The organism is Sphingomonas arabinosi, from assembly GCF_036663715.1.
Lineage (GTDB): Bacteria > Pseudomonadota > Alphaproteobacteria > Sphingomonadales > Sphingomonadaceae > Sphingomonas.
The window spans coordinates 262,085-287,887 of record NZ_JAXOJN010000004.1 but is presented as its reverse complement, the minus strand read 5'-3'; the positions used below and the strand labels follow the sequence as shown (position 1 = coordinate 287,887).

The 25,803-nt window shown below is 66.8% G+C and carries 24 protein-coding genes and 1 tRNA gene; 10 read left to right on the top strand and 15 right to left on the bottom strand.

Annotated features, from left to right (window positions below):
* Positions 1 to 93 precede the first annotated feature (93 nt).
* From metW to metX, 3 genes are read right to left on the bottom strand one after another with little or no spacing between them, the layout of a single operon-like run.
* Complete coding sequence (gene metW / locus U1708_RS09700) at positions 94 to 681, bottom strand: methionine biosynthesis protein MetW (RefSeq protein WP_307088065.1); 588 nt, start codon at positions 679 to 681, stop codon at positions 94 to 96.
* Positions 678 to 1,112 carry a GNAT family N-acetyltransferase gene (locus tag U1708_RS09695; RefSeq protein WP_332745074.1) on the bottom strand — a complete coding sequence of 145 codons (435 nt, stop codon included), beginning with the start codon at positions 1,110 to 1,112 and terminating at the stop codon, positions 678 to 680. The genes metW and U1708_RS09695 overlap by 4 nt, the downstream gene beginning before the upstream one ends.
* A complete protein-coding gene (metX, locus tag U1708_RS09690) occupies positions 1,109 to 2,263 on the bottom strand; it encodes a homoserine O-acetyltransferase MetX (protein WP_332745072.1) in 1,155 nt (384 codons plus the stop codon). Before metX ends, U1708_RS09695 begins: the two co-directional genes overlap by 4 nt.
* Before the next feature lie 258 nt (positions 2,264 to 2,521).
* On the opposite strand from metX, the gene hisC reads away from it, so the two are divergent.
* Complete coding sequence (gene hisC, locus U1708_RS09685) at positions 2,522 to 3,619, top strand: histidinol-phosphate transaminase (protein WP_443030031.1); 1,098 nt, start codon at positions 2,522 to 2,524, stop codon at positions 3,617 to 3,619.
* Positions 3,619 to 4,527 (top strand): prephenate/arogenate dehydrogenase family protein, encoded by a 909-nt coding sequence (locus tag U1708_RS09680; protein WP_332745069.1) that lies wholly within the window; start codon positions 3,619 to 3,621, stop codon positions 4,525 to 4,527. Before hisC ends, U1708_RS09680 begins: the two co-directional genes overlap by 1 nt.
* 144 nt (positions 4,528 to 4,671) lie before the next feature.
* On the opposite strand, the gene U1708_RS09675 is transcribed toward U1708_RS09680, so the two are convergent.
* Genes U1708_RS09675 through ftsE form a run of 4 tightly spaced genes read right to left on the bottom strand, consistent with a single transcriptional unit; the run spans position 4,672 to position 7,506 of the window.
* The gene (locus U1708_RS09675; protein ID WP_332745067.1) at positions 4,672 to 5,352 is read right to left on the bottom strand and encodes a lysophospholipid acyltransferase family protein; all 681 of its coding nucleotides are present in this window, start codon (positions 5,350 to 5,352) and stop codon (positions 4,672 to 4,674) included.
* The gene (locus U1708_RS09670) at positions 5,349 to 5,885 is read right to left on the bottom strand and encodes a YdcF family protein (RefSeq protein WP_332745065.1); all 537 of its coding nucleotides are present in this window, start codon (positions 5,883 to 5,885) and stop codon (positions 5,349 to 5,351) included. Before U1708_RS09670 ends, U1708_RS09675 begins: the two co-directional genes overlap by 4 nt.
* Complete coding sequence (locus U1708_RS09665) at positions 5,882 to 6,781, bottom strand: cell division protein FtsX (protein ID WP_332745063.1); 900 nt, start codon at positions 6,779 to 6,781, stop codon at positions 5,882 to 5,884. The genes U1708_RS09670 and U1708_RS09665 overlap by 4 nt, the downstream gene beginning before the upstream one ends.
* Positions 6,778 to 7,506, bottom strand: coding sequence for a cell division ATP-binding protein FtsE (ftsE, locus tag U1708_RS09660; protein ID WP_332745173.1), 729 nt, complete (start codon positions 7,504 to 7,506; stop codon positions 6,778 to 6,780). Before ftsE ends, U1708_RS09665 begins: the two co-directional genes overlap by 4 nt.
* A 165-nt stretch (positions 7,507 to 7,671) precedes the next feature.
* Here ftsE and U1708_RS09655 point away from each other — a divergent pair, with 165 nt between their 5' ends.
* Positions 7,672 to 8,463, top strand: a complete 792-nt coding sequence (locus U1708_RS09655; protein ID WP_332745061.1) for a DUF3426 domain-containing protein — start codon at positions 7,672 to 7,674, stop codon at positions 8,461 to 8,463.
* Here U1708_RS09655 and U1708_RS09650 read toward each other — a convergent pair.
* On the bottom strand, positions 8,460 to 9,797 hold the full coding sequence (locus U1708_RS09650; protein ID WP_332745060.1) for an MATE family efflux transporter: 1,338 nt from the start codon (positions 9,795 to 9,797) through the stop codon (positions 8,460 to 8,462). The genes U1708_RS09655 and U1708_RS09650 overlap by 4 nt on opposite strands.
* Before the next feature lie 139 nt (positions 9,798 to 9,936).
* Between U1708_RS09650 and U1708_RS09645 the strand changes: the two genes are divergently transcribed.
* Positions 9,937 to 10,023: transfer RNA gene (locus tag U1708_RS09645), tRNA-Leu, on the top strand.
* Between the two features lie 77 nt (positions 10,024 to 10,100).
* Positions 10,101 to 10,253 carry a hypothetical protein gene (locus tag U1708_RS09640; protein ID WP_165886441.1) on the top strand — a complete coding sequence of 51 codons (153 nt, stop codon included), beginning with the start codon at positions 10,101 to 10,103 and terminating at the stop codon, positions 10,251 to 10,253.
* Positions 10,254 to 10,417: 164 nt separating this feature from the next.
* Here U1708_RS09640 and U1708_RS09635 read toward each other — a convergent pair whose 3' ends face one another.
* From U1708_RS09635 to U1708_RS09610, 6 genes are all read right to left on the bottom strand, one after another.
* Positions 10,418 to 10,675 (bottom strand): hypothetical protein, encoded by a 258-nt coding sequence (locus U1708_RS09635; protein ID WP_332745057.1) that lies wholly within the window; start codon positions 10,673 to 10,675, stop codon positions 10,418 to 10,420.
* Between the two features lie 18 nt (positions 10,676 to 10,693).
* A complete protein-coding gene (locus U1708_RS09630; RefSeq protein ID WP_332745171.1) occupies positions 10,694 to 15,733 on the bottom strand; it encodes a hypothetical protein in 5,040 nt (1,679 codons plus the stop codon).
* A gap of 84 nt (positions 15,734 to 15,817) precedes the next feature.
* Positions 15,818 to 16,903, bottom strand: a complete 1,086-nt coding sequence (locus U1708_RS09625) for a hypothetical protein (protein WP_332745055.1) — start codon at positions 16,901 to 16,903, stop codon at positions 15,818 to 15,820.
* 83 nt (positions 16,904 to 16,986) lie between these two features.
* Positions 16,987 to 17,460 (bottom strand): hypothetical protein, encoded by a 474-nt coding sequence (locus U1708_RS09620; protein ID WP_332745053.1) that lies wholly within the window; start codon positions 17,458 to 17,460, stop codon positions 16,987 to 16,989.
* An 11-nt stretch (positions 17,461 to 17,471) separates the two neighbouring features.
* Entirely contained in the window at positions 17,472 to 18,359 is an 888-nt protein-coding gene (locus tag U1708_RS09615; RefSeq protein WP_332745051.1) for a hypothetical protein, read from the bottom strand.
* 350 nt (positions 18,360 to 18,709) lie between these two features.
* Positions 18,710 to 19,171, bottom strand: coding sequence for a winged helix DNA-binding protein (locus U1708_RS09610; protein WP_332745049.1), 462 nt, complete (start codon positions 19,169 to 19,171; stop codon positions 18,710 to 18,712).
* Positions 19,172 to 19,644: 473 nt separating this feature from the next.
* Between U1708_RS09610 and U1708_RS09605 the strand changes: the two genes are divergently transcribed.
* The 5 genes from U1708_RS09605 to U1708_RS09585 are packed head-to-tail and all read left to right on the top strand — an operon-like array spanning position 19,645 to position 25,153.
* Positions 19,645 to 20,709 (top strand): type III polyketide synthase, encoded by a 1,065-nt coding sequence (locus tag U1708_RS09605; RefSeq protein ID WP_332745047.1) that lies wholly within the window; start codon positions 19,645 to 19,647, stop codon positions 20,707 to 20,709.
* Positions 20,706 to 21,386 carry a methyltransferase domain-containing protein gene (locus U1708_RS09600; protein WP_332745044.1) on the top strand — a complete coding sequence of 227 codons (681 nt, stop codon included), beginning with the start codon at positions 20,706 to 20,708 and terminating at the stop codon, positions 21,384 to 21,386. Before U1708_RS09605 ends, U1708_RS09600 begins: the two co-directional genes overlap by 4 nt.
* Positions 21,365 to 22,453: an NAD(P)/FAD-dependent oxidoreductase gene (locus U1708_RS09595; protein ID WP_332745042.1), complete on the top strand. Its 1,089-nt coding sequence runs from the start codon at positions 21,365 to 21,367 to the stop codon at positions 22,451 to 22,453. Before U1708_RS09600 ends, U1708_RS09595 begins: the two co-directional genes overlap by 22 nt.
* A gap of 31 nt (positions 22,454 to 22,484) precedes the next feature.
* Positions 22,485 to 22,895 carry a peptide-methionine (R)-S-oxide reductase MsrB gene (msrB, locus tag U1708_RS09590; protein ID WP_332745040.1) on the top strand — a complete coding sequence of 137 codons (411 nt, stop codon included), beginning with the start codon at positions 22,485 to 22,487 and terminating at the stop codon, positions 22,893 to 22,895.
* 44 nt (positions 22,896 to 22,939) lie between these two features.
* On the top strand, positions 22,940 to 25,153 hold the full coding sequence (locus U1708_RS09585) for a transglycosylase domain-containing protein (RefSeq protein ID WP_443030029.1): 2,214 nt from the start codon (positions 22,940 to 22,942) through the stop codon (positions 25,151 to 25,153).
* Here U1708_RS09585 and U1708_RS09580 read toward each other — a convergent pair.
* Complete coding sequence (locus U1708_RS09580; RefSeq protein ID WP_332745038.1) at positions 25,129 to 25,803, bottom strand: M48 family metallopeptidase; 675 nt, start codon at positions 25,801 to 25,803, stop codon at positions 25,129 to 25,131. The two genes, U1708_RS09585 and U1708_RS09580, sit on opposite strands and share 25 nt — an antisense overlap.

Sequence of the window (25,803 nt, the reverse complement as noted above, 5' to 3'; positions counted from 1 at the left end):
GGCGAAGTAACCAGCCGCCGGCCTATCGGTTCCGTTTTATTACTGATCTCAATCAGTATAGCGCGACATAGTGTTACATTTGTCGCTGCGCGGTCATGGCCGAAGTAGAAATACCGCGTGTTCGGCCAACAGGTTGGCGGCGCCTTTGCCCGTCTGCTTGTCCCCTGACAGGAACCAGGCGCCCTCGACCGTGATCCCTCGCGTTTTTACGAAAGCCCGGAAATCGTCGATCGTGACGTGGTGGATGTTGGGCGTGTCGTACCAGCTCTCGGGCAATTGCCGCGTCACCGGCATGCGACCACCCCAGAGGAGCGACAGCCGCACGCGCCAATGCGCGAAATTGGGGAAGCTGACGAAGGCGCGTCGGCCGATCCGTAGCAGATGATCAAGCACGAGGTCGGGTGCGCGTGCGGTCTGCAGGGTCTGGCTGAGGATGGCGTAGTCGAAGCTGCCGTCAGGATAGCCGGCGAGATCCACGTCCGCGTCACCCTGGATCACCGACAGGCCGCGCGCGACCGCCGATGCCACGTTATGCGCGTCGATCTCCAGCCCGCGTGCGTCCACGTTGCGGGTGTCGCGCAGTGCGGCCATCAGCGCTCCGTCGCCGCAGCCGATGTCGAGCACTCGGCTGCCCTGCGCGACGTTCTCGGCGATGACGGCGAGGTCGGTCCGTAAGGTCATGGCGCAGTCCGCAGTTGCTCGGCCAAGCCCGGCGCGAGGCGTTCCATATAGCGGTCGGCGCGGACCAGCGGATGGAAGCCGAGGTCCGCATAGACGCCGTGCGCGTCCGCGGTGACGAGGCCGAACCTGCGCAACCCGGCAAACGACGGATGTTCGAGGAACCAGCTTACCATTCGGCGCCCGAGCCCCTGCCCGCGCGCGGACTCCTCGACCCAGACGTCGGCAAGCCACGCGAAGGTCGCGTGATCGGTGATCATCCGCGCGAACCCGACCTGCGCGTCGTCCCGATACGCACCGAGGCAGTGCGAGCCTGCGATCGCGCGTTCGACCAGCGTGCGCGCGATCCCCGGCGACCAGTAGCTGCTCGCGAGCCAGCCATGGATGCGGTCGACCTGCAACCGGCTCGCGTCGTCCGAGAGGATGATCGTCATCGTCCTGCCCTCAGGAAGCCGTCGACGACCCGGTTGAGATCGGGCGCCTCGAGCAGGAACGCATCGTGGCCATACGGGCTCGACAGCTCGACGAAGCTGACCGGTGCGCCGGCTGCGTTCAAGGCCTGGACGATCGCGCGGGATTCGGCGGTCGGGTACAGCCAGTCGGTGTCGAAGCTGACGAGGCAGAACCGCGATTTGGTCGCGCGAAACGCGTTGGCGAGCAGCCCGCCATGCTCCTCGGCAAGATCGAAATAATCCATCGCCCGGGTGATGTAGAGGTATGAGTTCGCATCGAACCGGTCGGTGAAGGCTAGCCCCTGGTGGCGCAGATAGCTCTCGACCTGGAAATCGGCGTCGAACCCGAACGACTTCGCGTCGCGCGCCTGGAGGCGACGACCGAACTTCTCGGTCAGCCCGGCTTCGGACAGATACGTGATATGCGCCGCCATCCGCGCGACCGCGAGGCCGGCGGTCGGGGCTGCGTCGTCATGATACTCGCCACCTCGCCAGTTCGGATCGGCCATCACCGCCTGCCGTCCGACCTCGTGGAAGGCGATGTTCTGCGCGGTATGACGCGCGGTCGAGGCGATGACGACACACGCCTTCACGCGGTCGGGGAAGGTCGCGGGCCAGCTGAGCGCCTGCATGCCCCCCATGGATCCGCCGACCACCGCGTGGAGCACCTCGACGCCGAGATGATCGAGCAGCATCGCCTGCGCACGCACCATGTCGCGGATCGTGATGACCGGGAATCCCATCGCCCACGGCCGCCCGGTCGCCGGGTTGATTGTCGCGGGTCCCGACGAGCCCATGCAACTGCCGAGCACGTTCGCGCAGACGACGAAGTGCCGCGCCGGGTCGATCGGCTTGCCCTCGCCGACCATGCGCGTCCACCAGCCGGGCTTGCCGGTGCGAGGGTGGTTCGACGCGACATGCTGATCACCGGTCAGCGCGTGGCAGATCAGGATCGCGTTGGAGGCGTCGGCGTTGAGCGTACCATAGGTCTCATACGCGATGTCGACCGGCGACAGCAGCACGCCGCCATCGAGCCTGAGCGGCCCCGCCAACGTGACGCGCCGCGCGAGGCCAAAGCGCTGGTCGGTGCTGGGGTCGATGGCAGGCGTGTCGAGCATGCTGCGCGCTACCATAAGCGCCCGCCGTCATGCCAGCGCCGCATCCTCTATCCTCCCCCCTGCTAGAGGAGGATCATCCGAACCACACCGTCATCCTGACGAAAGTCAGGACCCAGGGCAACGCGCGCTAGCCTCCGTGGCTCTGGGTCCTGACCTTCGTCAGGATGACGGGGGGAAAGAGGGCGCTCGATGCCGACCTTTAGCCATCCCCACGCACAAATATTTGCCACCGCGCCACCGCGCCCGCTATGTCCCGCGGCCATGACAAACATCATGCCCGCACCCGCGCCGAAGCCCTGGATTCTGGGGATCGCGCCGTACACGCCCGGTCGCTCGACGACCGACGATGGCCGCACGGTGATCAAGCTGTCGTCGAACGAAAACCCGCTCGGCACCAGCCCCGCCGCGAAGGCCGCGTTCGATGCCGCCGATCGGACGCTGGAACGTTACCCCGACGCCGGCGCGACCGCGCTGCGCGAGGCGCTCGCGGCGCATTACGACCTCGATCCGGCACGCGTGATCTACGGCACCGGCTCGGACGAGATCCTGCATCTGGTCGCGGGCGCCTATGCGGGCCCCGGCGACGAGATCATCCACGTCCGCTACGGCTTCGCGGTCTACGAGATCGCGACGCGGCGCGTCGGTGCCGAACCCGTCATCGTCGACGACCGCGACTACGCCACCGACGTCGACGCGATCCTCGCAGCGGTGACCGAGCGCACTCGCGTGGTGTTCGTCGCCAACCCGAACAACCCGACTGGCACCTTCACGCCCCGCGCTGAAATCGCTCGGCTGCATGCGGGGCTGCCGAAGTCGGTACTGCTCGTGCTCGACCAGGCCTATGCCGAATATCTGTCGCCCGAGGAGGACGATGCCGGCCTCGCGCTGGCGATGACCGAGGCGAACGTGCTCGTCACGCGGACCTTCTCGAAGATTCACGGTCTCGCTGCCGAGCGGATCGGCTGGGGCTATGCCTGCGCGCCGATCATCGACGCGATGCACCGCATCCGCGCACCGTTCAATGTGACCACCGCGGGCCAGGCCGCCGCGGTCGCCGCGATCGCCGACACCGGCTTCGTCGAGGCTACGCGCGCGCATAACGACCAGTGGCGCGGCTGGTTCGTCGAGCAGATCGGGCAGATGGGCAATGCCGGGCTTCGTTGCGTACCCTCCAAGGCGAACTTCGTGCTCGTGCTGTTCGAGGGCAAGCTGACCGCCGACGCCGCGTATCACGGGCTGATGGAGGCGGGGTACATCGTCCGCTGGCTGCCCGGCCAGGGCCTGCCCAACGCGCTGCGCATCACGATCGGCACCGAGGAGGAAACGCGCGGCGTCACCGCGGCGCTGCGCAACCTGGTCGAATCCGCCTGATGCTGCCGTTCGCGCGCGTCACGATCATCGGGCTGGGACTGATCGGCTCGTCGGTGGCGCGCGCGGTACGGGAAACGATGCCGACGGTCCGCGTCACCGGCTACGACGCCGACGCCAGCGTGCGCGAGACGGCAGACCGGCTGCAGTTCTGCGACGACGTCGCGGACTCGGCCGGCGCAGCGGTGATCGATGCGGACCTCGTGATCCTGTGCGTCCCCGTAGGGATCATGGGCGATGTCGCGCGCGAGTTCGCGGCCGAACTCCCCGCCGATGCGATCGTCAGCGACGTCGGCAGCTGCAAGGCCGAGATCGTCCGTGCGCTGACCGAGGCGCTGCCGAACGCGATCGTCATCCCCGCGCACCCGGTGGCGGGCACCGAGCGCAGCGGGCCCGAGGCCGGCTTCGCGACGCTGTTCCGCCACCGCTGGTGCATCGTCACGCCCCCCGACGGTGCCGACCCGGTCGCGGTCGAGCGCGTCTCCGAATTCTGGCGGCGGCTCGGCGCGCAGGTCGAGACGATGGCGCCCGAGCACCACGACCGCGTGCTAGCCGTCACCAGCCATCTACCGCATCTGATCGCCTATACGATCGTTGGCACCGCGGGCGATCTCGAGGAGGTGACCCAGTCCGAGGTCATCAAATATTCCGCCGGCGGCTTCCGCGACTTCACCCGGATCGCGGCATCGGACCCGACCATGTGGCGCGACATCTTCCTCAACAACCGCGAGGCGGTGCTGGAGATGTTGCAACGCTTCTCGGAGGATCTGAGCCATCTCCAGCGCGCGATCCGCTGGGGTGACGGCGACGCGCTGTTCGACCTGTTTACGCGGACGCGAGCGATCCGGCGGAGTATCGTCGAGCAGGGGCAGGACGACGACGTGCAGGATTTCGGGCGGACGCACGGCTGAGGGGGTCCTTGCGTTCACCCAAACGCTACCACCCCGGCGGAGGCCGGGGCCCAATTGGGTAGGCTGGAGTAACGGTTCGCAACGCACATCATTGACGTCCCCCAATTGGGCCCCGGCCTCCGCCGGGGTGGAGGACTGCTTGACCTAATCCAGCGCGTTCATCGCCGCATGGACACGCTGCTCCGCCTCTTCACGCGGCAAGCCCGGCGGCACCACCTCGCCGAACCGGAACGTAATCACCCCCGGCAGCTTCGGACCTTTCTTTGGCCACACCAGCCCACTGTCGCAGGCGATCGGCACCGTCGGCATCTTCAGCGCTCGATAGAGCCCGGCAAACCCCGGCTTCAATCGCGGATGTTCCCCGGGCAAAACGCGCGTCCCCTCGGGAAAGATCAGGATCGAGCGGCCCGTCGCCTTGGCTGCGCTCGCTTCGCGCATCATGTTGCGCATCGCGGTCGCCGACGCCTCTCGGTCGACCACGATCGCACCGTAGCGCCGCGCCGCCCAACCCCAGGCCGGGATATCCGCCAGCTCACGCTTCAACACGATCGCCGGGCCGTCGAGCAACCCCTGCAATTCGAGCGTCTCGAACATAGCCTGATGCTTGCAGGCGTAGAAGGCCGGCTCGGTCGGCCGCGTCCCTTCGATCCGGATATGCACGCCTAGGATCCACCGCGCGCACCAGCGGTGGAAGCGAGTCCAGATCGTCGAATGCACGATTACCGCGCGCGATCCGAACAGTGCCGAGATCGGCACCGTCACCACGATCGGCACCGAGATCGTGTAGAAAACGAGCATGAACGCCCAGTTGCGCAACCAAATCATCCGCCAAATCCAATCCACAATGCGATCCGGCGAAGGATCAACTTGTTGTATTCGTTGACCAAGGTTCCGAGCCGCGGCGTACCCGGCACCCCGTCGCCGAGGATCACGACATTCTTGTCGAGCGCCGCCGACAGCTCCATCCGGGCACGCGCCACGTGCCAGTCCGACGTCACCAGCCGCACCGATCGATATTTGTGCACGCGCACCCACTGCGCGGTTTCCTCCGCATTGGACCGCGTATCGACCGCGTCCGCACCCAGATCGATGCAGCACGCGAACAACGCCGGCGACGTGCGATACTCCAGCGCAAGATCGATCGGCCGCACCCCCGGCGCGACGCCCGTCACGAGCATCCGCTTCGCCTGATGGTCGCGGAGCAGCGCGATGCCCCGGTCGATCCGCCCTGCCCCACCGGTGGGCACGACGATCGCATCCGAAGTGAAGCCGTCGAGCGGCTTGGGCAGCAGCAGCATGAAAACCGCGAACCCGAATGCCCAGGCGAGACCCAGGATGCCGAGGAACCGCACGATCACAGGATATGCCTCAGCGCGCGGACGATCGTCATGCGAGCGGCGAGCGTCGCGAGCACGACGAAGGCGATCGGCAGCAGCGCGAGCATCACCCAATCGATCCCACCGAGCGTAACGCCGCCAAGCAGTTCCGAACCCAATCCGTGCAACCTGTTACCGATGAACGCGATCACCAGCAACGCCGCGATGCCGCCGCCGACGCCGCCGACCGTCGCATCGAGCGCGATCCGCCGCTGGAACAGCCGCGAGATCTGGAGGTCGGTCGAGCCGAGCATGTGCATCACCGCGATCGTCTCGCGGTGCGTCTCAAGCCCCGCGCGCGCGGCGAGCACGACGACCGCGGCGGTCGCGCTCGCCATCAGCAGGACCAGCGCCAGCGCGAGGAACGTCAGCGAGCGCATCACGTCGTTGACCGGCGACATCCAGCTTTCGTGGCGATCGACGCGGACGATCGGGCTCACACGGCGGACACTGGTCGCGACACGCGCCGCCGCCGCCTCATCGTGGTCGGCAAGGTCGACATCAATCATCGCCGGCACAGGCAGTTGCGGGTCGGCGCCGTCGGACCCCAGCCAGGGCTGCAGCAGTCGCGTGAGTTCGGCGCGATCGACCGGCGTCGCCGTCGCCACCGCAGGCATCGTCCGCAATGCAGCAAGCACGCGCGCTGCAACCGCATCGCGGCGCACCGGATCGCCATCGACGATCTGCACCGTCAACCGCCCCACCAATTGCCGATCGAGCAATCGCGCCGCGCCCGCCGTCGCCAGTCCCAAGGCGGCGGCGAGCATCGTCAGGAACAGCATGATCGCCATCACCCACGTCATCGCGCGCAATCCACCCGCTTCGTCGAGCACGCGCCGTTCGGCCGAAGACCGCGCTTTGGAGGCGCGACCTATCATTCGGGCCGCGTCGGTGGATAGCGGAGCGAGCCGGTCGGATCGAGCAATCGTCCGCGATCGAGCCGCATCATCTGCGCACTGGGTATCCGCCCGAGCAGGTGAAGGTCGTGCGTCGCGACCACGACTGTCGTTCCCAACTTGTTGAGCGATTCGAACAGATGCAGCAACCGCTCGGCCATGTCGGGATCGACGTTGCCGGTCGGCTCGTCCGCGACCAGGATTTCGGGGCGGCCGATGACGGCGCGGGCGATCGCGACGCGCTGTTGCTCGCCACCTGACAGAGTCGCCGGCCGCGCATCGGCACGCTCGGTCAATCCGACCCAGGCAAGCATCTCGCGCACCGGCTGCTCGATGTCCGCCTCGGGCATGCCGGCAACCCGCAACGGCAGCGCGATATTGTCCCAGGTCGACAGATGCGGCACGAGCCGGAAATCCTGGAACACCACGCCGATCCGTCGACGAAAGCCGGGCAACCGGTCGCGCGAGAGGACCACCGTATCCTCGCCGAACAGCCGGATCACGCCGCGCGTCGGCCGTTGCGCGAGATAGAGAAGCCTGAGCAGCGAGGTCTTCCCCGCACCGCTTGCGCCGGTCAGGAAATAGAACGCACCGCTGCGCAGGGTGAAGCTGACGTCCGACAGCGTCTCCGGTCCGGCGCCGGGCCCGGAGTCTGACTCGGTGCCGTAGCGAAGCCCGACATTTTCGAATTGGACGATATTCGCCATGACGTGGTTGCGCCCGCTCTCGCCCGCTTGATGCCCGTGCCAATGCCCGTATCGGCGCTTTCGCATGAAAGCGCGGGCCGCTTCAAGCTTGCCACATATGCGGGCCGCGTGCTTATTCGCGGCCAAGAACGGTCGCGCTCCGGTGACCGCTGGTGAAGCGTATCCATGATCCTCCAATGTCCCGAGTGCAGCACGCGCTATCTGGTCCCCGACAGCGCGATCGGGACCGACGGCCGCACCGTGCGTTGCGCCAACTGCAAGCATAGCTGGTTCCAGGCCGCCGCACCCGAAGTCGAGGACGCGCTGGAGACGCCTGACTCGACCCCGCTCGCACCTGCGCCACCACCGCTAGCCCCGCTGGCGAGCCCCCCGATTGCCCCACCAGCGCGAGCGCCGGTCACGGAGCCGGTCGAACGGTTCGCGCCGTTCGCCCCTGCCGCGCCGACCACGCCCGAGCCTGCGGTCGTTGCACCCACGTTCGTCCCGCCGGCACCGCCACCGACCCAGAATTTGCCGGCTCGCCTGCGTCGTAATACGAGCCGCCGCTGGACGATCGTCGCGGTGCTTGCCGGGCTGTTGATGCTGATCGCGGCCGGGGCGATCGTGTATCTCGGCGCCCCGGGTGTCGCGGCGAACCTCGGTCTCGGGATCGGCAGCGACGAGACGCCGTTGCGGCTGCGCGACAACCCGATCGAGCGGCGCGAGCTGGATAACGGCTCGGAACTGTTCGCGGTTAGCGGCCAGGTCACCAACCCGTCCGATCAGCGCCAGCGTGTGCCGGACATCCGCGCCGAACTCCGCGATGCGCAGGGGCGGCTGGTGTATAGCTGGACGATCACGCCGCAACAGCGGACCCTGGCACCCGGCGGTGCGATCAACTTCAACTCCGCGACGCTGAACGTGCCTGCGAATTCGAAGCGCCTCGAACTGAGCTTTGCCGGCGAGGCGACCCGCTAGGCGCGTCGCAAACGCCGGCTCACGAGCCAGAACCGTGCGCCGTGCAATAGGGCCGCGGTCAGCATCCCGAGCCCGGAGGCATAGACCAGCGCCATCGGTCCCACCCCGGCGTGGACCATCCACCAGCCCGCGCCGCCGGTAACGATAAAATACGCGGCGATGCTGTTCACGCCCGCAACGACCTGATCGCCTAGCGAGCGGAGCGCATAGACCAGCACCACCTGCGCGCCGTCGAACAGGATGAACGGTGCCCATACCGGCAGCATCGCCAGCGCGGCCGCGTGCGTCGCGGTATCGGAGGGGAACGGGGCGACGATCGGCCCGCGCGCGACGATCAGGACGATCCCGCACACCCCCAGCGCGAGCATCGACAGCCCGGTTGCGATCAAGGTGCGAGAGATACCCGCTTTCGGATCCCCCTCGCCCACCGCATTGCCCACGCGGACGCCACAGGCCGACCCAAGCCCGAGCGCCAGCGCGAACGTGACGTTGTGGACCGAGAACACGATCTGGAACGCGTGCGCGACATCGTCGCCGAACTGCGTCGACAGCGCGATGAGGATCGAGAAGCCGGCCAGCTCGAGTCCTGACGCGACCGCGGGGACGATACCGAACACCGCCAGTGCCGCGATCCCGGCGGGCACGCCGCGCCATGCCGCGAGATCGATTCGCCGAACGCCCCGCTCCTTCGCTCGCGGGAGGGTCAATGCGGCGGTGATCATCCCGACCGCTCCGAGCCCCGACGCGATCGCGGTCGCCGTCGCCGCCCCGACCGCGCCCATCGCCGGTAGCCCGAGGTGCCCGCCCGACATCGCCCAGGCGAGCACGGCGTTCAGCGGCAAGATCGACAGGTTGACCACCGCGACGCGCCGCGGTCGGCTGACGCCCTCCAGGAAGAAGCTGGCGGCGACGATCATCAGCTGCGGCGGATAGGTGAAGGCCATGACGCGCACGACCTGTCCGGCCGGATCGACCAGCGCGGGCGCGACACCGATCCCGGCGAGCATGGCGTCTGCGGACACGAACATGACGACGCCTACGACAAGCCCGAGCAGCAATCCCAGCACGAGACCTTCGCGCAGCACCTGTCCGGTACGCGGCAAATCCCCCGCCCCGTCGGCACGCGCGGTATGGACCAGCACGCCCGACAGCCACGCGAGCCCCGTGACGATCGCGATGAACGTCAGCGAGCGGCTCGCCCCCAGCGCAGCGACCTCGTGCGCGCCGACGAGGCCGACGACGATCACGTCGGTGACGTGGAGGATCGTCCAGTTGAGGCTGGTCAGCATCACTGGCCATGCGAGCGCGAGAACGCGACGCGTTTCGGCTTTCATATCGGTCGAGAGAAAGGGCGTAGGCATCGTTTGCGGTACCGGACGAACGGTTTTTCGCAAAGGCCGTTGCGCGATGCGGAAAGCCTTGCTAGTGGCGCTCGCCTACCAGATGCCGGGTCCGCCCGGTGATGTTTCATGGGCGGCCATGGCGGAACTGGTAGACGCGCAACGTTGAGGTCGTTGTGGGCGAAAGCCCGTGGAAGTTCGAGTCTTCTTGGCCGCACCATTTTCCCCGATAGAGTATACACCCCCTTCGAGGGTCCCCCTTGCGCTGCCGTGCGTTGGGCGTGGCGGAGGCATTGCATGAGTTCGATCGACGACACGATCATCGACACGCCCGAGGGCCCGATGACGTTTGCGCAGTGGAAGAAGAAGAACCCGGTCCAGCTGCCTTCGCGCCGAACCAAGGGGAAGAAGCTGCCCAACAAGGTGAAGCTGACCACCGACGAGAAATAGGCGGGCGTCTGGGTCGCGCGGTCTAGCCCGAGGGTAACGCGCTCCCCTCCCTGGAAGGGAGGGGTTGGGGGTGGGTCGGCCCGCTCGTGCCACGCCAGTCCGGATTATGCGGAAGCCGACCCACCCCCGGCCCCTCCCTTCCAGGGAGGGGGGGGAAGCTGTAGTTACCGCTCAGCGCTTCCCCGCTGACCCGACCCCATCTGTGCCCGAATCATCCGCGCCTGGAACTTCACCCGCTGCCAGAACGTCGCGTCGTCGAGCCGCCATTGCCGGATCGCCTGAGTCGCCAGCGTCTCGATTAACGCCTCGCTCGTCGCAGCGTCCTGCATCGCGAACGCTCGTGCCAAATCCTCGGCGCACGGACCATGGTCGGTGAAGTCGCGTGGCTGCGGCATAGGTGTGGGCTGGCTCGGTATCGGCATTCCTGTCTCTCCCCGTAATTATCGCCGCCCGGCGAACAGCGCGCGCGTTGCGCCACCGAGCGCGGGGCCAAGCGTCGTCTGGTCGAACTTCAGCCGCATCGTGACGTACGGCCCCTGACGCGTGTAGCGGTCGTCCTCGAAATCGCGGTCGCGGTAGCCGGACACGTTGTAGCCGGCGCTGATCCACGTATTCTGCGCGGGCGACACGCCGACCGACGGCCCACCGCTCCACGACCAGGCGGCGCGCGACCAGGCGTGCTGCACCGAACCGCTCACGCCGATATCGAACCGCGTGCCGACATCCTGGCGCAGTTCGAACCCGGTGACGTCGATATACCCGTCATAGGTGTCGTCAGCGAACCGCCCCGCGACGTATTTCGCGCCGTAATACAGCGTCGCCTCGGTGCCATGGCCGAGCCCTTCCGGGCCGGTGCGATAGTTCACGGCGAGGTTGTTGATGATCCGCGACGTCACCTGGTCGCCGCCGCCATAGGCGGGCACGCCGAGCGAATTGGAGTCCGAGAACCCCGCATCCGCGCTCTCGTACCGCAGTTCGAGCCGTTCGAGCACCGACCAGCGGCTGTCGAGCGGACGGAAGGCGAGCGCCATGTCGGCGGTGGCATAGGTCGCCACCGCGCCGGTCCGGTCCCTGATCGTGTATGCCTTGATGCTCGACGCCAGGGTCTTGCCCTGCCCCAGCGTGCGGAGGAAGTTGGTCGTGATCCCCCAGCGATCGCCGCTGTCGGCGTTGCGGTATTCGAGCCGCCCGTTCACGGACCACAAGGTCTGGCGATAAGTCGCGCCGATCGTGGCAGCCGCGTAATCGCCGTTGGTCTGGTCCTGCCCGACATAGCCACCCGACGTGACCGGCTGGAACGGATTGACCACCGCGCCTTTCGGGATCTCGCCCTTCACCGTATTGCTCGCATCGAGCGTACCGTCGATGGTCCAGTTCTTGCCGATCGGCACCGACTGGCTGAGACCATATTGCGCGTAGGTCCGCCCGCCGTCTTCTCCCATCGCCTGTTGGTTCAGCGTGCTCATCAGCTTGGCACCGGTCCACGGCGCGACGTCGAAGCCCACCTGCTTGGTATGCGCGACATAGCCATCGCCGTTCGCGATCTCGTAGCCGCCGATCAGGCGGATGCCCGGCGTGATCCGGTAGGCAAGCTGGATCTGGTGGCGGATCGGGAAGTCGACGCTGTCGCTTTGCCCACCCGGCGCGAACTGGGTCTGCAAGGTGACGCTCAGCTTGCTGTCGAACAGAAGTTGCGTGCCGCCGACCGTCAGGAGACGGCTGTCACGGGGCTTGCCGTCGATGCCGCGGTCGGCCGCATATTGTCCACCGACGAAGATCGTACCCGATTCGCGACGGTATTCGATCCGGGCGTCGGCGGCGGTCCGCGTGCCCGCGCTGTCGAGCTGTTGCTGGTGCCACACCACACCCGTCAGGCTCAGCCGATCGGTCAGGCGAACCCGGCCGTCGAGCCCGAACTTGCGCGTCCCCGCCTCGACCAAATTCTGCTGACCGACCCCGAACGCGGTATCCTGCTGGCGGGCATAGGCAAGCAGGTCGAGCTTTGCGCCGTGGTGGTCGATCTCCGCGAGATAGGCGAGCCCCTGCCCCAATCCGCCGCGCCCGCCTTTGGCGAATTCACCACGGACTTCGGTGTTGGCGGTGACGCGCGCCTTGATGTCCGCACCGAGCACGGTGGCATCACCGTTGGTCTCGTCGCGGATCATCGCCGCACCGACTTCGACGCGCGCCTTGACCAGCTTGGTCGCGACGCGCGCGGCAGCGGCCAGCTTGGCGGATCGGCCGCTCTCGACCTCGTAATCGGCGACGATGAAGGTCGGGTTGAGGTTGCTGTCGCGACTCAGGACGGGGTTGCGGAACCGCACCGTGCCCATCGACGTGTCGATGTCGTAGTCGATGTGACGCGTCAGTTGCGTGGTCGATACGATCAGTTCCGAACGGAAGCGATCGCGCGTCTCGAGCCGCAGCTTGTCGCTGTTCGGCACGATGTTGCGCCCCGACAGGCGGTACGGACCACTCAACCCGTTGCCCTGGATCTCGTCGCGCGAATACAGCGTGTCGGTATGCGCCGCGAACCCGGTCGCCCGCACGCGCTTGCCTTCGTACGCGGTCTTCACGCCGTTGAGCGTCCGGTTGTAGCGGGTCAGCTGGGTATCGGTGAACCCGGTCTCGAAATCGCCGAACAGCGCGTAGAATTCGCGACGTTCGAGCCGCAGGTACAGCTTCCGCCGGGTCGCCGCGTCGTAGCCCTGGCGCGAACCGTCGCCGTACACGGTGTAATAGCGATCGGGGTCGATCGTCCCGAGCAGGCCGCGGTCGGGATCGTATTTGCGGTCGCTGTCATAGGCGATCGTCGCCAGCCACGAACCCTTGACGCGACCCTTGGCATAGAAGGCGAGCTGGCCATCGGTGACGACGCTGCCCCGCTCCGAGCGCGGCAGGCCCGACTGGCGCTTGCTGAGCATGTCATAGCCGAGCGAGCCCGCGCCGAAACCGACCACGACCCAGTCCTTGGCGGACGCGGCGAGCCAGGCCCGAATTTCGTTGGTGTGCACGACCTTTTCCTCGGTCAGCGAAACCGCGACGCGGACCGCACCCGCCTGGGTGGTCGGCTGGAGCGCGAGGAAGGCAAGCCCGTCATCGCCCACCACCAGCGCGGTCGTCGACGAGCGCTCGCGACCGGCGAGCTGGCGGCTCTGTTCGAGCGCGACTTCGACGGCGGCGATGTAGGGCTGATCGACCACGAACGGTACGATCGTCCCTGCCCGCACCGGCCGGCCGGCCTTGTCGGTCACGCGCACCGCGATCAGCGGGCGGGTGAGCCCATCCGCAACCAGCCGGCTGTTGGCGGCATCGAACACCGCGCGGACCGGGAGGCCCGCATAATGCACGACCCGGTCGAGCGTCTTCACGACGCTGCCATCGGCGGCAAGCACGCGGGCCTGGAGACGATTATCGCCGTCGATCAATGGGATGCCGGTCCAGCGCGAGACTGCGATATCGGTGCCGTCGCGGGTATCGGTGCCGTCGAACGCGAGCGGTTCGACCTGCTTGCCGTTGATCGTGAGCGCAACACGCTGCCCGGGCAGATGCTTGATGACGGCGCGAACGACCGGAGCGCGCGGGTTATGGTCGGCGAGCGGGAACAGCCAGTCTACGCCGGCGGTCTGGCCGCTGGCGAGCCAGTCGCGGCTGCCCGCGGCGGTGGCGTCGTCGAGGACCGTGATCGGCAGTGCGGCGTCCGCAGCCTTGGCCTTGCCCGTCGGCTTGAGCTGGAAATCGACGCGCTTGAGCAGGCCGCCGTCTCCCTCGACGAAGCGCGAGATCGCACTGTTCGCCTGGCGCGTGTCGATGTCGCAGGCGACCGGCGCATGCGTCGCGGGAATGCTCGACGTGTCGATCTGGACGACATGACGCCCGGCGCGAACGCCCTCGAAATGATACAGTCCGTCGCGATCGGTGGCGACGAACGTGCCGTCCTCCATCAACAGGCGGATCCCGGCCACGCCCTTGCGCTTGTCGACCGGATCGCCACAATTGCCCTCGGTGACGCGGCCGATGATCGTCATCGCATCGGTAAACAGCAACGGACGCAGGCGGACCGATGCCGCGGCCTCGTTGCTGGTGACGGTTCCCTGCCCGACGACGCGCGCGCGGTTGAGCGCTTCACCTGTGGGTGCACCGGGGGCGATGCTGACGACGTATTTCAGCTCGGTCGAAGCGCCGGCAGCGAGCAACGGTATCGCGAAATCGAGCGTTCGGCCGTCGCTCGACACGGTCGGCTCTTCGCCGCCCCGCGCGGAATTGCGTTCGTAGCGCAGTCCCCTGGGCAACGTATCGGCGACGTGGAGCCCCCGCGCCGGAACCGTGTCGCGGTTGGTGATGCGCAACAGATACTGGACGAAATCCCCCGGCGACGCCTCACGCACCGACGCCGTCTTGGTCAGCAGCAGAGCCCCCGCGCCGGGGCTGTCGAGCGGAATGTCGGCAGCGAACGGCTCGGGCGTCGACAGCGTCAGCGATGCGCCGAAACTCGTGTCGTTGAGGATATAGGGCCGCCCCTGCGGGTCCTTCAGCGCGGCCAGCGTCGCGCGGTCGACGGTCGATGGCGCGGTATAGGTGCCGGGTGGCGCGACCTTCAGGAAATACCGGCCGGGCGCGGTCAGCGGAAAACGATATCGCCCCGTCTCGCCCGGATAGACGCGGCCGCTGGCGTCGGTGACGGCTTCGCCGGTGACGACGGTGGAGGGATAGCGGCTCGTGCCATCGTCGCCGAATACCGTTGCGGGCTGTCCGGTCTCGTCGACCAGCGACATGACGGTGCCATCGACCAACGCGCCGGTGCGCGAATCGAAGGTGTAGCCGGCCGGGTCGATCAACAGCGATGCCGTCGAGGACAGGCTGTAGCCGTCCTCGGCAAAACTCAGCGTGATCGCCGCGCCGCGCTGGTTGCGGATGTCGCAGGCGGCGAGTTCGGGATGCTTGCCGGTCGCGACCGCGGGGATGCCGCCGGCGAAGATGCCGCTGGCGACCGCCGTCTCGGTCAGCGTCAGCGTGGTCTGGATGGTGCCGACCTCGACCGCGATGATCGCGGTTTCGCGCACGTCGGGATCGCGGTTGCCGGCCTGGTTGTCGAGGACCAGGATCATGTCGGCATAGATGTCGATGGTCGCGATCGGGGACGACGCGGCATAGGTCGCGGCGTCGATCGGCGCCGGCGTGAAGAGAAGCGTTGGCGCGGTCTGGCACGCCGCGCCGGTCATCGCGAAATTTGGCGGCGGCAGGCGAAACGTCAGCGTCGTGGGACGCTTGGCGCGGTTCACGTCGAGCAAAACCATGTTCGAGGTCACGGTGCGAACGCCCGAATCGCTGCCCACATCGTCGAACGACAGTGTCGCGGTGTTCTGGATACGCGTTTGGCCACCAGTCTGCGCCGCGACCGGCAGGCAGCCGATCACGAGCCCGAACAGGATCGTCAGAACCAGCGCAAAAAGGCGCGAAAGGCGGCGGAGGCTGGACATCAAGGGTCGTCTCTCGGCGCGCGTCGCGACACGCGCCGGGATCGGTCGTTCCTTATCGAGGGACGGGGATCGCGAGGGGCGGGTTTAGTTGATCTTCACGCGGAAGCTGGCGGCGACCGGCAGCAGCGAGGTCACCGTCGGGATCGTCACACTCACCTTCCGGGCAGTCGCGTCGTACGATCCGGTGATGCCGCTCAACGGCAATACCGTCCCACCGGCGTCGCTCAGCGGGAGACCGTCCAGCACGCACTCGTTGCCGAGCCCGATGCCGCCGACCGTGATCGAGTTGGCTTCATACGTCGTATTGGCGGGAATGAGATCGGTCAGGTTGACGTTGCGCGCCGGGGTCAGCGTCGTCGCGTTTCTCACGATCAGGCAATAGCGCACGATCGCACCGGGAATGGCCTTCGGAAACCCGATGTCGTTGACCGGGTCGGAGATGACCGTCGACGATTTCGCGATCGAGAGCTCCACGTTGCGGGTCGTGATCTCGTACGCGAGCGTCGCACGGCCGTATCCGTTGAACGCGAGGTCGCCGAAGCCCGAATCATTGTCGGCAAAGACCACGTCGACCACGCCGTCACGGTTGGCGGCAAGACCGTTCGATACCAGCGCATCGCCCACCCCCGCCACGTCGCCGCCCGCAGCGATCTGCGCCACCAGCGTGACGGTGGCGAGCGACGCCGCCTGGTCTGCAGGCACGTTCGCAACGATGAAGACGGTCCTGGTCTGGTCCGCCGGGAGTTCGTTGATGTAGGTCGCGGTATCGGCACTGGTATACGTGTTGTTGCCATCCGAATCGACGATGATCCGTATGTTGCCGACGTCGAAGTTATCCCCTGTGAAGATACCGCCGATGAGGCTTTGTACGGACGACAGGATGAAGTCCTGGGTTCCGTTGGTGTTGTTGGTGACGGTGAACTTCAACACCGCGTCGGCCTCTCCGATCGCGACAGGCGTGTTTCCAGCCAGTGGCGCTACGGTCAGGTTGGCCTTCAGATCGACGACGAACGACGCGGCGTTCGACTCGGCAGTCTGTTCCACGCCGTTGACGGTGTAGCTCGCCAGCGCGGTGTTGGTGATCGTCGTGCCGGCAGTGGTGCCGGCGGGTGGCGGCGCGGTCTGTGCCGATGCGGTTCCGAACGACACGACAGCGGCCGTTCCGGCCATCAGCGTGCGTATTACCCCTTTTGCGTACATTATCTTGGTCTTCCTATGTTGGGTCGGTCAGGTGTAAAGGCGGAATGACGGTCTCATTTGAGGACCGCCTGGAACGCGAACTGGCCCTGCGAACCGGCCGCTAGCGGGCTCGCGAGGCGCCACCGGACGCTGGTGACATCGTTGGGGCTCGCCGCGCGCGTGCTGCCGTCGGGGCTGCGGACGCGGAGGGTGGCAAGCGAACCGAAAGTCTTGCCGTCGACCGACACGTCGGGCGCGGGCGAGCCGGGATTGGCCGATCGATAGGCGATCTGGCGCGGCAACGGGTTGTCGAGCACGACGTTCGCCAGCGGCTGCGCACCGGTGTTGCGATAGGCCAGGATGAAGATGACCTTGTCGCCCGGCGTCACCCGCGACGGCTTCACCAGAGTCACCCGCGTGGTGCCGTCGGGCGCGGCACTGCGCGCCTCGACCATGATGCTGCTGGTGACCTGCAACGGACCGGCCGCCGCGGATGCGACCGCCGCGGTGGTGGCCAGAACGGCGGCAATCATTGGACGCGTAATCATGGCTTGGCTCCTCATTGGATCTTGGCTTTGAACTGGACTGTGTGGACGGACCCGGCGGCAACCCGGCCGAGCGCGACCGTGATGCCGGCGCCCGGTGCGGCGTTCGGGTCGAAGCGTCCGGCGTCGGCGTCCGCGCCATCGCTGAGCGGCACGCCGTCGAGCACGAGGCTGCCGGGGACGAAGACGGTGCCTGCGGGGATCGGATCGGCAATCCGCGCGCCGGTGACGGCGTCGGTGAAGCGCGCCTCGAGCGAATAGGTTATGATCGAGTCGCGGACCGCGTTCTGCGAGCCGTCGGCGGCGCGTACCGACTGCCTCTTGAGCAATACGGGGCCGGCGGGGGCCGTGCCGAGCGGGACTGCAACGCTGGCGATCGCGCCGGTCATGCCGACGACCGCATCGCCGCCGCCATCGCCTGCGCCGGGATAGACGCTGCCGTTCGCACCCGATCCGGTCGTCGAGCGCGCGGTAACGGTCAGCGCGGCGTTCGCGGCGCCCTCCGCGGTGGCGACCAGGATCGCGAGCAGCTTGATCGACTGGCCGGGTGCCAGCAGCGGCGTCGTGCCGTCGACCGGCGCAATGTCCTCTGCAGGATCGTATAGGCCGTCGCCGTCGGTATCGATGACCAGCGCGCGCAACACGACCGCGCCGGACGACAGGGTCGCCGCGATCGCGAACGCTTCGGCGCCATTGTTCAGATTGGTCAGCGTGAAGGGTATTGCGACCGGCCGAGACGTGACGACGACCGCACCCTGCCCGTCACGGACGAGCGCCACGTCGAGCCGTTCGGCGACGATGATCGTGACGGTGTTCGAATTCGTCGACCGGGCCGTACCGCCGATATCGTACTGCAAACCGGCCGTATTGACGATCGGGGTGCCGGCCGACGTGCCGGTCACGGGAGTTTGCGCAAGACCAGGCTGGGATAGCGCGCCGACGAGGACACACGTCATCAAGCGCGGACCCGCCAAGACGCGCGGACGCGATCTAATACTCACCCCACTCGATGAAATCCGACGAATCAATGTGTGCCCCACCCTTTGACCGGGGCACCGTGTTCGATTCGGCTTAATCAAATACTACGAAATCAAAACGGGGGTAGATTCTAAAACTAAGATAGTTAATCGGACAACATCCGTTCCGACCGGTATCGACCTCTCATCAGCGCCAGATTGAGGTTATTTACTGTTGCTGGCCTAATCAACTGTCATAGTGGTTGAAGTGTTAGCTTCCATCCTCAACTTTTCGCTCAGCGGCGAAGAAGCGCGCGCAGATAGGCTTTCATCTGTTGATCGCCGGCATGGCTCAGCGAAATCTCGACCCGCCGCCGATCGGTCGGGTCGATGACGCGATCGATCAGTTTCAGCTTGTGGAGATGCTCGATCCAGCGCTGCGATGTGGTGACCGGCGCGTCGGACATGCTGACGAGCGCCTTGATGTTCATCGGCATCCGGTCGTCACGCGCCGCGAACAGCGCGAGAAGCATGTCCCATGCCGGCTCGTGAAACAGTTCGGCTGGCAGGAACTGTCGCCGCATACGCCGTTCCGCGAGTACCACATTCGCGTGATCCACGAGCGCTGCCTCGTTGGGCTCCTCGCTTGGCAACACCGGTTCGGCGGCTTTCGCAACCCTTCCGTTGAACTCTTCGGCCACCGCCGAAAGTTTGGCAGTCAGATCCTTAATCAAGTCCACGACTGTCTCGTTCTTCACGAAAGGCTCCCCGTTGCCCATTGATACTCGTTACGCGACCGGAAGGTGCGGTGCCTGCAGCTTTGTCGCCGCTATCGCACGTTACCGCCGGCCATCTCAAACCCAGGCTGAGACACCCTGACGATCGGATTGAACGATAAATGCTCGGTCTCGTATTTCCAGTTATTGATCGCGGAAATGGGCACAACCCGACAACACTACATTTAAGTCGGTTATTCAAACCTATTCTATGTTAATATATCCGGATTGAATTTGATGTGTCGGTGACGAACTCAATTCAGTTCTATATTGGTCCTCAATTCGGTTAAGTCGCCGCGCGTGCCGCTACACCGACGCCGACCGCGACGAGGAAATCTCGCGACATCAGACGGAGCCTTCAGGCCAATTGCTATCGGCAACCGACCAACATCGAACTCCCCTAGTCCGATTGAACGTGCCATGCGTTGGGCATCGATCGCAGGCGAAAGGGTATCGTGTCCGCTTATCTCAATGCCGTAGGGTCCGCCGTTCCCGGTCATGATATCCACGCGGCGTTCATCGCGTGGGCGCGAGGGCGCGTCGATGCGCGGGGCGAGCGCGTGTTCGACCGGATGGCATCGCGATCGGGTATCGGCCACCGCTGGTCCGTGTTGCCACCTACCGCGGAGGGCGGGTCCCCGGTCGACGATGCCGGTTTCTACGCGGCGGAACCCCATCCGGGGACGAGCGCGCGGATGGTTCTTTATGCCGAGCATGCACCCGACCTCGCGATCCGCGCGATCGAGGCGTTGCGCGCGAAGGTCGCGGTGGAGGGCATCACGCATCTCGTGGTCGCGAGCTGCACCGGCTTCGTCGCGCCCGGCATCGACCAAATCATCGCGCGCAGGCTTGGGCTCGCGTCGAGCGTCGAGCGGCTGCTGATCGGTTTCATGGGGTGTTACGCCGCGATCGTCGCGTTGCGGAGTGCTAGGCATATCGTCCGGTCCGAGCCTGACGCGCGCGTGCTGGTGGTGACGGTCGAGCTTTCCACGCTGCACCTGCAACCGGCAAACGACATCGAGGCGCTGCTGGCGATGCTGCAGTTCGGCGATGGCGCCGCCGCTGCGCTGGTGACGGCCGATGCGACCGGGTTCGCGCTCGAAGCGCCGTTCGCCGCGTCGTTGCCGGATAGCGAGCAACTGATCCGCTGGGACGTCACCGATGCGGGCTTTGCGATGCACTTGTCGGGTGAGGTGCCGGGGCGGATCGCGACTGCGCTATCCGACGAGGACTTCCGCGCGATCGTCAGTGCCGGACAGCCACCGGAATCGATCGACGGATGGGCGGTCCATGCAGGTGGGCGATCGATCCTCGATGCGGTCGAGCATGCGATGCACCTGAACCCTGAAGCACTGGCGGCATCGCGGCAGGTTCTCGCGGACAACGGCAACATGTCGTCGGCGACGTTGATGTTCGTGCTCGAGCGGTTGCTGGCCGGGCCGCCGGTTGCGCACGGCGTGGCGCTGGCGTTCGGGCCTGGCCTCGCGGCGGAGGGCTTCGGATTCCGGAGCGCGGCATGAGCCTCGCGGTCCGCAGCCAGGCCGACGAGCTGATGGACGCCGACGACCTCGACGCGGCGACCTATGCGGACGTGGTCGGCGATCTCGCGAAGGTCAACACGGTGACGATGGCGCGCCGCCCGACGCTGGATTTCCTCACGCGAGCGACCGCAGGGCGAAAGAGCTTCCGGTTGCTCGACGTGGGGTTTGGCGATGGCGACATGCTGCGGCGGATCGCACGCTGGGCTAAGGCGAAGGGTATCGAGGCGGAGCTGGTCGGGGTCGACCTCAACCCGCGCAGCGAACAGGCGGCGCGGGCTCATGGCGGCGACATCCGCTACGTCACGGGTGACTATGCCGACCTTGCCGGCGAGCCGTGGGACGTGATCGTCAGCAGCCTCGTCGCGCATCACATGAGCCACGACCAGCTGATCGCGTTCCTGCGCTTCATGGAGCACCACGCGAACGCGGCGTGGTTCGTCAACGACCTCCACCGCCACGGCTTCGCGCATTGGGGATTTCCGGTCCTCGCGACGATCGCGCGCTGGCACCCGATCGTGAGACATGACGGGACGCTGTCGATCGCGCGCAGCTATCGTCCCGACGAGTGGCCACCGCTGCTCGCCGAGGCCGGCATCACCCAGGCGAAGGTCCGCCGCGTCTTTCCGTTCCGGTTATGCGTCGAACGCCTGCGCTGATCGTCGGCGGCGGGCTCGCCGGGGCCGCGACCGCGATCGGTCTCGCGCGCGCTGGCCTGCCGCATCTGCTCGTCGAACGATCGCGCGAGACCGGCGACGCGATCTGCGGCGGGTTCCTCAGCTGGCGGACGCTGGAAACGCTCGACGGACTCGGGATCGATCCCGGCACGTTGAACCCCGACCGCGTGACGCGGGCCCGTATTTTCGCGGGGAATCGCCGTGCGGAGGCCGCCCTGCCCCATCCGGCGGTCTCGGTGTCGCGTCGTCGGCTCGATACCGTGCTGTTGGCGGAGGCCGAACGGCTGGGAACGCCAGTCGAACGCGGCGTCACCGTGCGCGAGATCGACGGGACGAGCGCACGGCTCGCGGACGGCGCAACGATCGCGGCCGATGCGCTGTTCCTCGCGAGCGGCAAGCACGACGTACGCGGCATGGCGCGCCCCGAGGATGCACGCGGCGACGACCCGACCCTGGGGATACGCGTGCGGATCGTCCCCTCGCCTGCGCTAGGCAAATCACTCGCCGGTGGCATCGAGCTTCACCTGTTCGACCGTGGCTATGCCGGGCTGGCGATGCAGGAGGACGGCACCGCGAACCTGTGCATGGCGGTCCATCGCTCGCGGCTCCAGGCGGCAGGCTCCCCTGCGCAATTGCTCGAAGCGCTGGGTCGAGAGATGCCCGCGCTCGGCGAATGGGTCGCGCGGATCGAACCGAACGCGTCGATCGATGCGATCGCCAACGTCCCTTACGGCTGGCGCCAACGCACCGGCGTCGACGCGATCTTCCGGCTCGGCGACCAGGCCGGCGTCATCCCCTCGCTCGCCGGCGAAGGGATGGGCATCGCGCTCGCCAGCGGCGTCGCGGCTGCCAACGCGTATGTCCTCGGCGGCCCCGCCTCCGCCGCGCAGTGGCAGGTCGACTTCGCCCGCCGCCTCGCCCGCCCGATCGGTATCGCCGGCATCGTCCGCCATATCGCCGAAAGCGAACGCGCCGCGTGGTTGCTCCCGTTCATGCGCCCGGCACTGATCCAGGTCATCGCGAACGCAACCAGAATGGGGCAGCCTTGAAAACCGCCCCGCCAGCACGAGATGCATGTCCATGGAACAGCTCAATCTTTCCGAGGCCGAATGGCGCAAGCGGCTAACCCCCGAACAATATCACGTGCTCCGCGAAGCCGGCACCGAGCGCGCCTTCGCGGGCGTCCTGACCGACAACAAGGCCGACGGCATCTATCGGTGCGCGGCGTGTAGCAACGAGCTGTTCGACAGCGCGGACAAATATGATTCCGGCTCGGGCTGGCCGAGCTTCACCCAGCCGATCGGCCCGGACGCAGTCACCGACCACGCCGATCGCAGCCACGGCATGACCCGCATCGAGACGCGGTGCGCACGATGCGACAGCCATATGGGTCACGTCTTCCCCGACGGTCCGCCACCGACCGGGCAACGCTATTGCATGAATTCGCTCTCGCTCGAATTCCGACCGCGCAAAGCGAACGTCGCGGCCTGATGTCGCTTGTAGGGCGGGGGCATCGCGCGTAATTCTGCGGCCACATGGCTCGTACGCGTTCTGCTTCCCCGTCCCGTCGGTCCCCAACTCCCCCGGCGTCACGCTGGCGGCGGCGGCTGGTCGTGTTCCTTCAGCTTTGCGTCGGGATCGGCGTTCTCGCGCTCGGTGCGCTGGCGATCGCGGTCTATATCGCGATGTCGCAGCTGCCGAGTTTCGACAGCCTGAAGTCGTCGCCCAACGGCCAGATGATCCGCGTCCATGCCGCTGACGGCACCGTGATCGTGTCGATGGGGCCGAGCTTCGGCGAGTGGCTGCCCTATACACAGATCCCGCGGGTCATGCGCGATGCGACCGTCTCGGTCGAGGATCGCCGCTTCCGCTCGCATATCGGTATCGATCCGGTCGGCATCGCGCGTTCGGTGAAGGTGCGGTTCGATCGCGGTCACTGGACGCAAGGCGGCTCGACGATCACGCAGCAGCTCGCGCGGACCGTCTTCCTCAACAACCAGAAGAAGTTCGGCCGTAAATTTCGCGAGGGCATCCTGGCGTTCGCGCTCGAATGGAAGTTTTCTAAGGACCAGATTCTCGAACTCTATCTGAACAAGGTCTATTATGGCGGCGGCGCGTACGGGATCGACGCGGCGAGCCGGAAGTTCTTCGGCCACGGCGCGGACCATCTGAGCCTTGCCGAAGCGGCCGTCATCGCCGGCCTCGTCAAGGCACCGTCCAACTATTCGCCGACCGCCGACGCAGAGGCCGCGATGGGTCGCGCGGGTGTCGTGCTTGAGACGATGCGGGAAACCGGCGTGATCTCCGCATCCGAGGCGGCCGACGCCGACGTGTCCGGGCTGAAACTCGCGCCCGAGCCGAAGCAGAACAGTGTCCGGTATTTCACCGACTGGGCGATCCCACAGCTTGAGACGCTGATCGACGAGACGACCGAGCCGCTCGAGGTCTGGACCACGCTCGACCTCAACATGCAGCGCCAGGCCGACGAGGCGATCCGCGCCAATGCCCCGCCGGGCGCACAAGGCGCGCTGGTGGCGCTCGACCGTGGCGGCGAAGTGCGCGCGATGGTCGGCGGCAAGGATTACGTCTCGTCGATCTACAATCGCGCGACGCAGGCGGTCCGCCAGCCCGGATCGTCGTTCAAGCTGTTCGTGTACCTCGCCGCACTGGAGGCAGGGCATAAGCCCGAGGATTCGATCGTCGACGAGCCGGTGACGATCAACGGCTGGAGCCCGCGCAACGATTCCCGGCGCAACTCCGGCGCGGTCTCGTTGCGGACCGCGTTCGCCTATTCGCTCAACACCATCGCCGCGAAACTGGGGCAGGAGGTCGGCTTCAACACGGTCGCCGACATGGCGCGGCGGTTCGGCATCACGACGCCGGTCAATACGCACCCGTCGATGGTGCTGGGCACGTCCGAGGTCCGCGTGATCGACATGACGCGCGCATTCGCCTCCGTCGCCAGCAAGGGGGTCGCCGTCACGCCCTACGGGATCACGCGCGTGACCGCGAACGGCCAGACGATCTACACGCATGAGGTCGACCGCAGCCATGTGCTCGTCGCGCCATACGTCGCCGCCGAGATGACCGACCTGTTGCAGACCGCGGTCAACACCGGCACTGGTCGCGCGGCGCAGATCGGCCGCCCGGTCGCGGGCAAGACGGGGACGACCAGTTCGTCGAAGGATGGGTGGTTCCTCGGCTTCTCGAGCGGGATCACGACCGGCGTGTGGATGGGCCGCGACGATGCCAAGCCGATCGCCGGCCTTCACGGTGGCACCGCACCTGCGCGTGCGTGGGCGGCGTTCATGAAGCCCGCGACCGCGAACCGACCGATCGAGCAGTTCGATACGAAGGTGACCCTGCCGGAGTGGCAGCTCGAGCCCGACGAGGAGAGCTATTTCGGCCAGCCCGACAATGGCCAGATGGCGGTCGACGCGGACGGCAATCCGATCGATCCGAGCCAGCCGCCGGTGCCGACCGACGCGCAGACCGGCGACACGATCCCGCGTCCCGATGCGGACCAGCCCGAAGCGGCACCGGCTCCGCCGCCACAGCAGATGAACCAGGATTGGATCGACCGCGTCATCGGCCGCAACCAGCCGCGACAGGAGCAACCAGCGGGACGCCAGCCGCTAACCCGCGACGTGCCCCGCGATCGGTATCAGGATGACCGGTACCGGGACGGCCGATACCAGGATGACCGCAGTCAGGATCGTCGCTATCAGGACGAGCGTCCGAACCAGTGAAGCCCCGCACCATGCGTGCGTAGCCAGACGCGCGCGGGCGTCGGGTCTTCGCCGTAGAGTTGCTCGACCAGCGCGTGAAAGACCGGCGCGTGGTTCATATGGACGCGGTGAGCGACTTCGTGCGCGACGGTGGCGCGGCGGACCCAGCTCGGCGCGAGGATCAGCCGCCAGCTGTAGCGGATGATGCCGCTCGATGCGCAACTGCCCCAGCGGCCTTTCGCATCGCCGACCGCGACCTGAGCGACGCTGACCTTGGCCTTGGTGGCGTATTCGGCGGTTTCGGTCTCCAGCACGGCGAGCGCGGTGCGTTTCAACCATGCCTCGACGCGACGCGCGATGGTTTCGGGGGGCCCTGACAATGACAGGACCGAGCCTTCGCGTATCACGGTGCGGCGGCTGCCCGGAGTCCACTCGATCGTCAGCGGTTCGTCGGCGACGGTGATGACAGCGCCCGGCACGAACGGGCGCGGCTGGGGGAGCAGCGCGCGCTGTTCGGCGATCCAGCCGGCCTTGTCCTCGGCCCATGCCAGCGCCTGCTTCAACGCGGCGCGCTTGGGGAGGACAAGCCTTGCCCGGCCACTCGCGGGGTCGATCGACAGACGCGCGCGGCGTGCTCGCGGGTGACGGACAATCTCCAGGCCCTCGATCAT

What these genes read in the sequence shown, in the direction of transcription:
- metW (WP_307088065.1), bottom strand. Translation starts at nt 681, where the DNA reads ATGACCTTACGGACCGACCTCGCCGTCATCGCCGAGAACGTCGCGCAG.
- U1708_RS09695 (WP_332745074.1), bottom strand. Translation starts at nt 1,112, where the DNA reads ATGACGATCATCCTCTCGGACGACGCGAGCCGGTTGCAGGTCGACCGC.
- metX (WP_332745072.1), bottom strand. Translation starts at nt 2,263, where the DNA reads ATGGTAGCGCGCAGCATGCTCGACACGCCTGCCATCGACCCCAGCACC.
- hisC (WP_443030031.1), top strand. Translation starts at nt 2,522, where the DNA reads ATGCCCGCACCCGCGCCGAAGCCCTGGATTCTGGGGATCGCGCCGTAC.
- U1708_RS09680 (WP_332745069.1), top strand. Translation starts at nt 3,619, where the DNA reads ATGCTGCCGTTCGCGCGCGTCACGATCATCGGGCTGGGACTGATCGGC.
- U1708_RS09675 (WP_332745067.1), bottom strand. Translation starts at nt 5,352, where the DNA reads ATGATTTGGTTGCGCAACTGGGCGTTCATGCTCGTTTTCTACACGATC.
- U1708_RS09665 (WP_332745063.1), bottom strand. Translation starts at nt 6,781, where the DNA reads ATGATAGGTCGCGCCTCCAAAGCGCGGTCTTCGGCCGAACGGCGCGTG.
- ftsE (WP_332745173.1), bottom strand. Translation starts at nt 7,506, where the DNA reads ATGGCGAATATCGTCCAATTCGAAAATGTCGGGCTTCGCTACGGCACC.
- U1708_RS09655 (WP_332745061.1), top strand. Translation starts at nt 7,672, where the DNA reads ATGATCCTCCAATGTCCCGAGTGCAGCACGCGCTATCTGGTCCCCGAC.
- U1708_RS09650 (WP_332745060.1), bottom strand. Translation starts at nt 9,797, where the DNA reads ATGAAAGCCGAAACGCGTCGCGTTCTCGCGCTCGCATGGCCAGTGATG.
- U1708_RS09640 (WP_165886441.1), top strand. Translation starts at nt 10,101, where the DNA reads ATGAGTTCGATCGACGACACGATCATCGACACGCCCGAGGGCCCGATG.
- U1708_RS09635 (WP_332745057.1), bottom strand. Translation starts at nt 10,675, where the DNA reads ATGCCGATACCGAGCCAGCCCACACCTATGCCGCAGCCACGCGACTTC.
- U1708_RS09630 (WP_332745171.1), bottom strand. Translation starts at nt 15,733, where the DNA reads ATGTCCAGCCTCCGCCGCCTTTCGCGCCTTTTTGCGCTGGTTCTGACG.
- U1708_RS09625 (WP_332745055.1), bottom strand. Translation starts at nt 16,903, where the DNA reads ATGGCCGGAACGGCCGCTGTCGTGTCGTTCGGAACCGCATCGGCACAG.
- U1708_RS09620 (WP_332745053.1), bottom strand. Translation starts at nt 17,460, where the DNA reads ATGATTACGCGTCCAATGATTGCCGCCGTTCTGGCCACCACCGCGGCG.
- U1708_RS09600 (WP_332745044.1), top strand. Translation starts at nt 20,706, where the DNA reads ATGAGCCTCGCGGTCCGCAGCCAGGCCGACGAGCTGATGGACGCCGAC.
- U1708_RS09595 (WP_332745042.1), top strand. Translation starts at nt 21,365, where the DNA reads ATGCGTCGAACGCCTGCGCTGATCGTCGGCGGCGGGCTCGCCGGGGCC.
- msrB (WP_332745040.1), top strand. Translation starts at nt 22,485, where the DNA reads ATGGAACAGCTCAATCTTTCCGAGGCCGAATGGCGCAAGCGGCTAACC.
- U1708_RS09585 (WP_443030029.1), top strand. Translation starts at nt 22,940, where the DNA reads ATGGCTCGTACGCGTTCTGCTTCCCCGTCCCGTCGGTCCCCAACTCCC.
- U1708_RS09580 (WP_332745038.1), bottom strand. Translation starts at nt 25,803, where the DNA reads ATGATCGAGGGCCTGGAGATTGTCCGTCACCCGCGAGCACGCCGCGCG.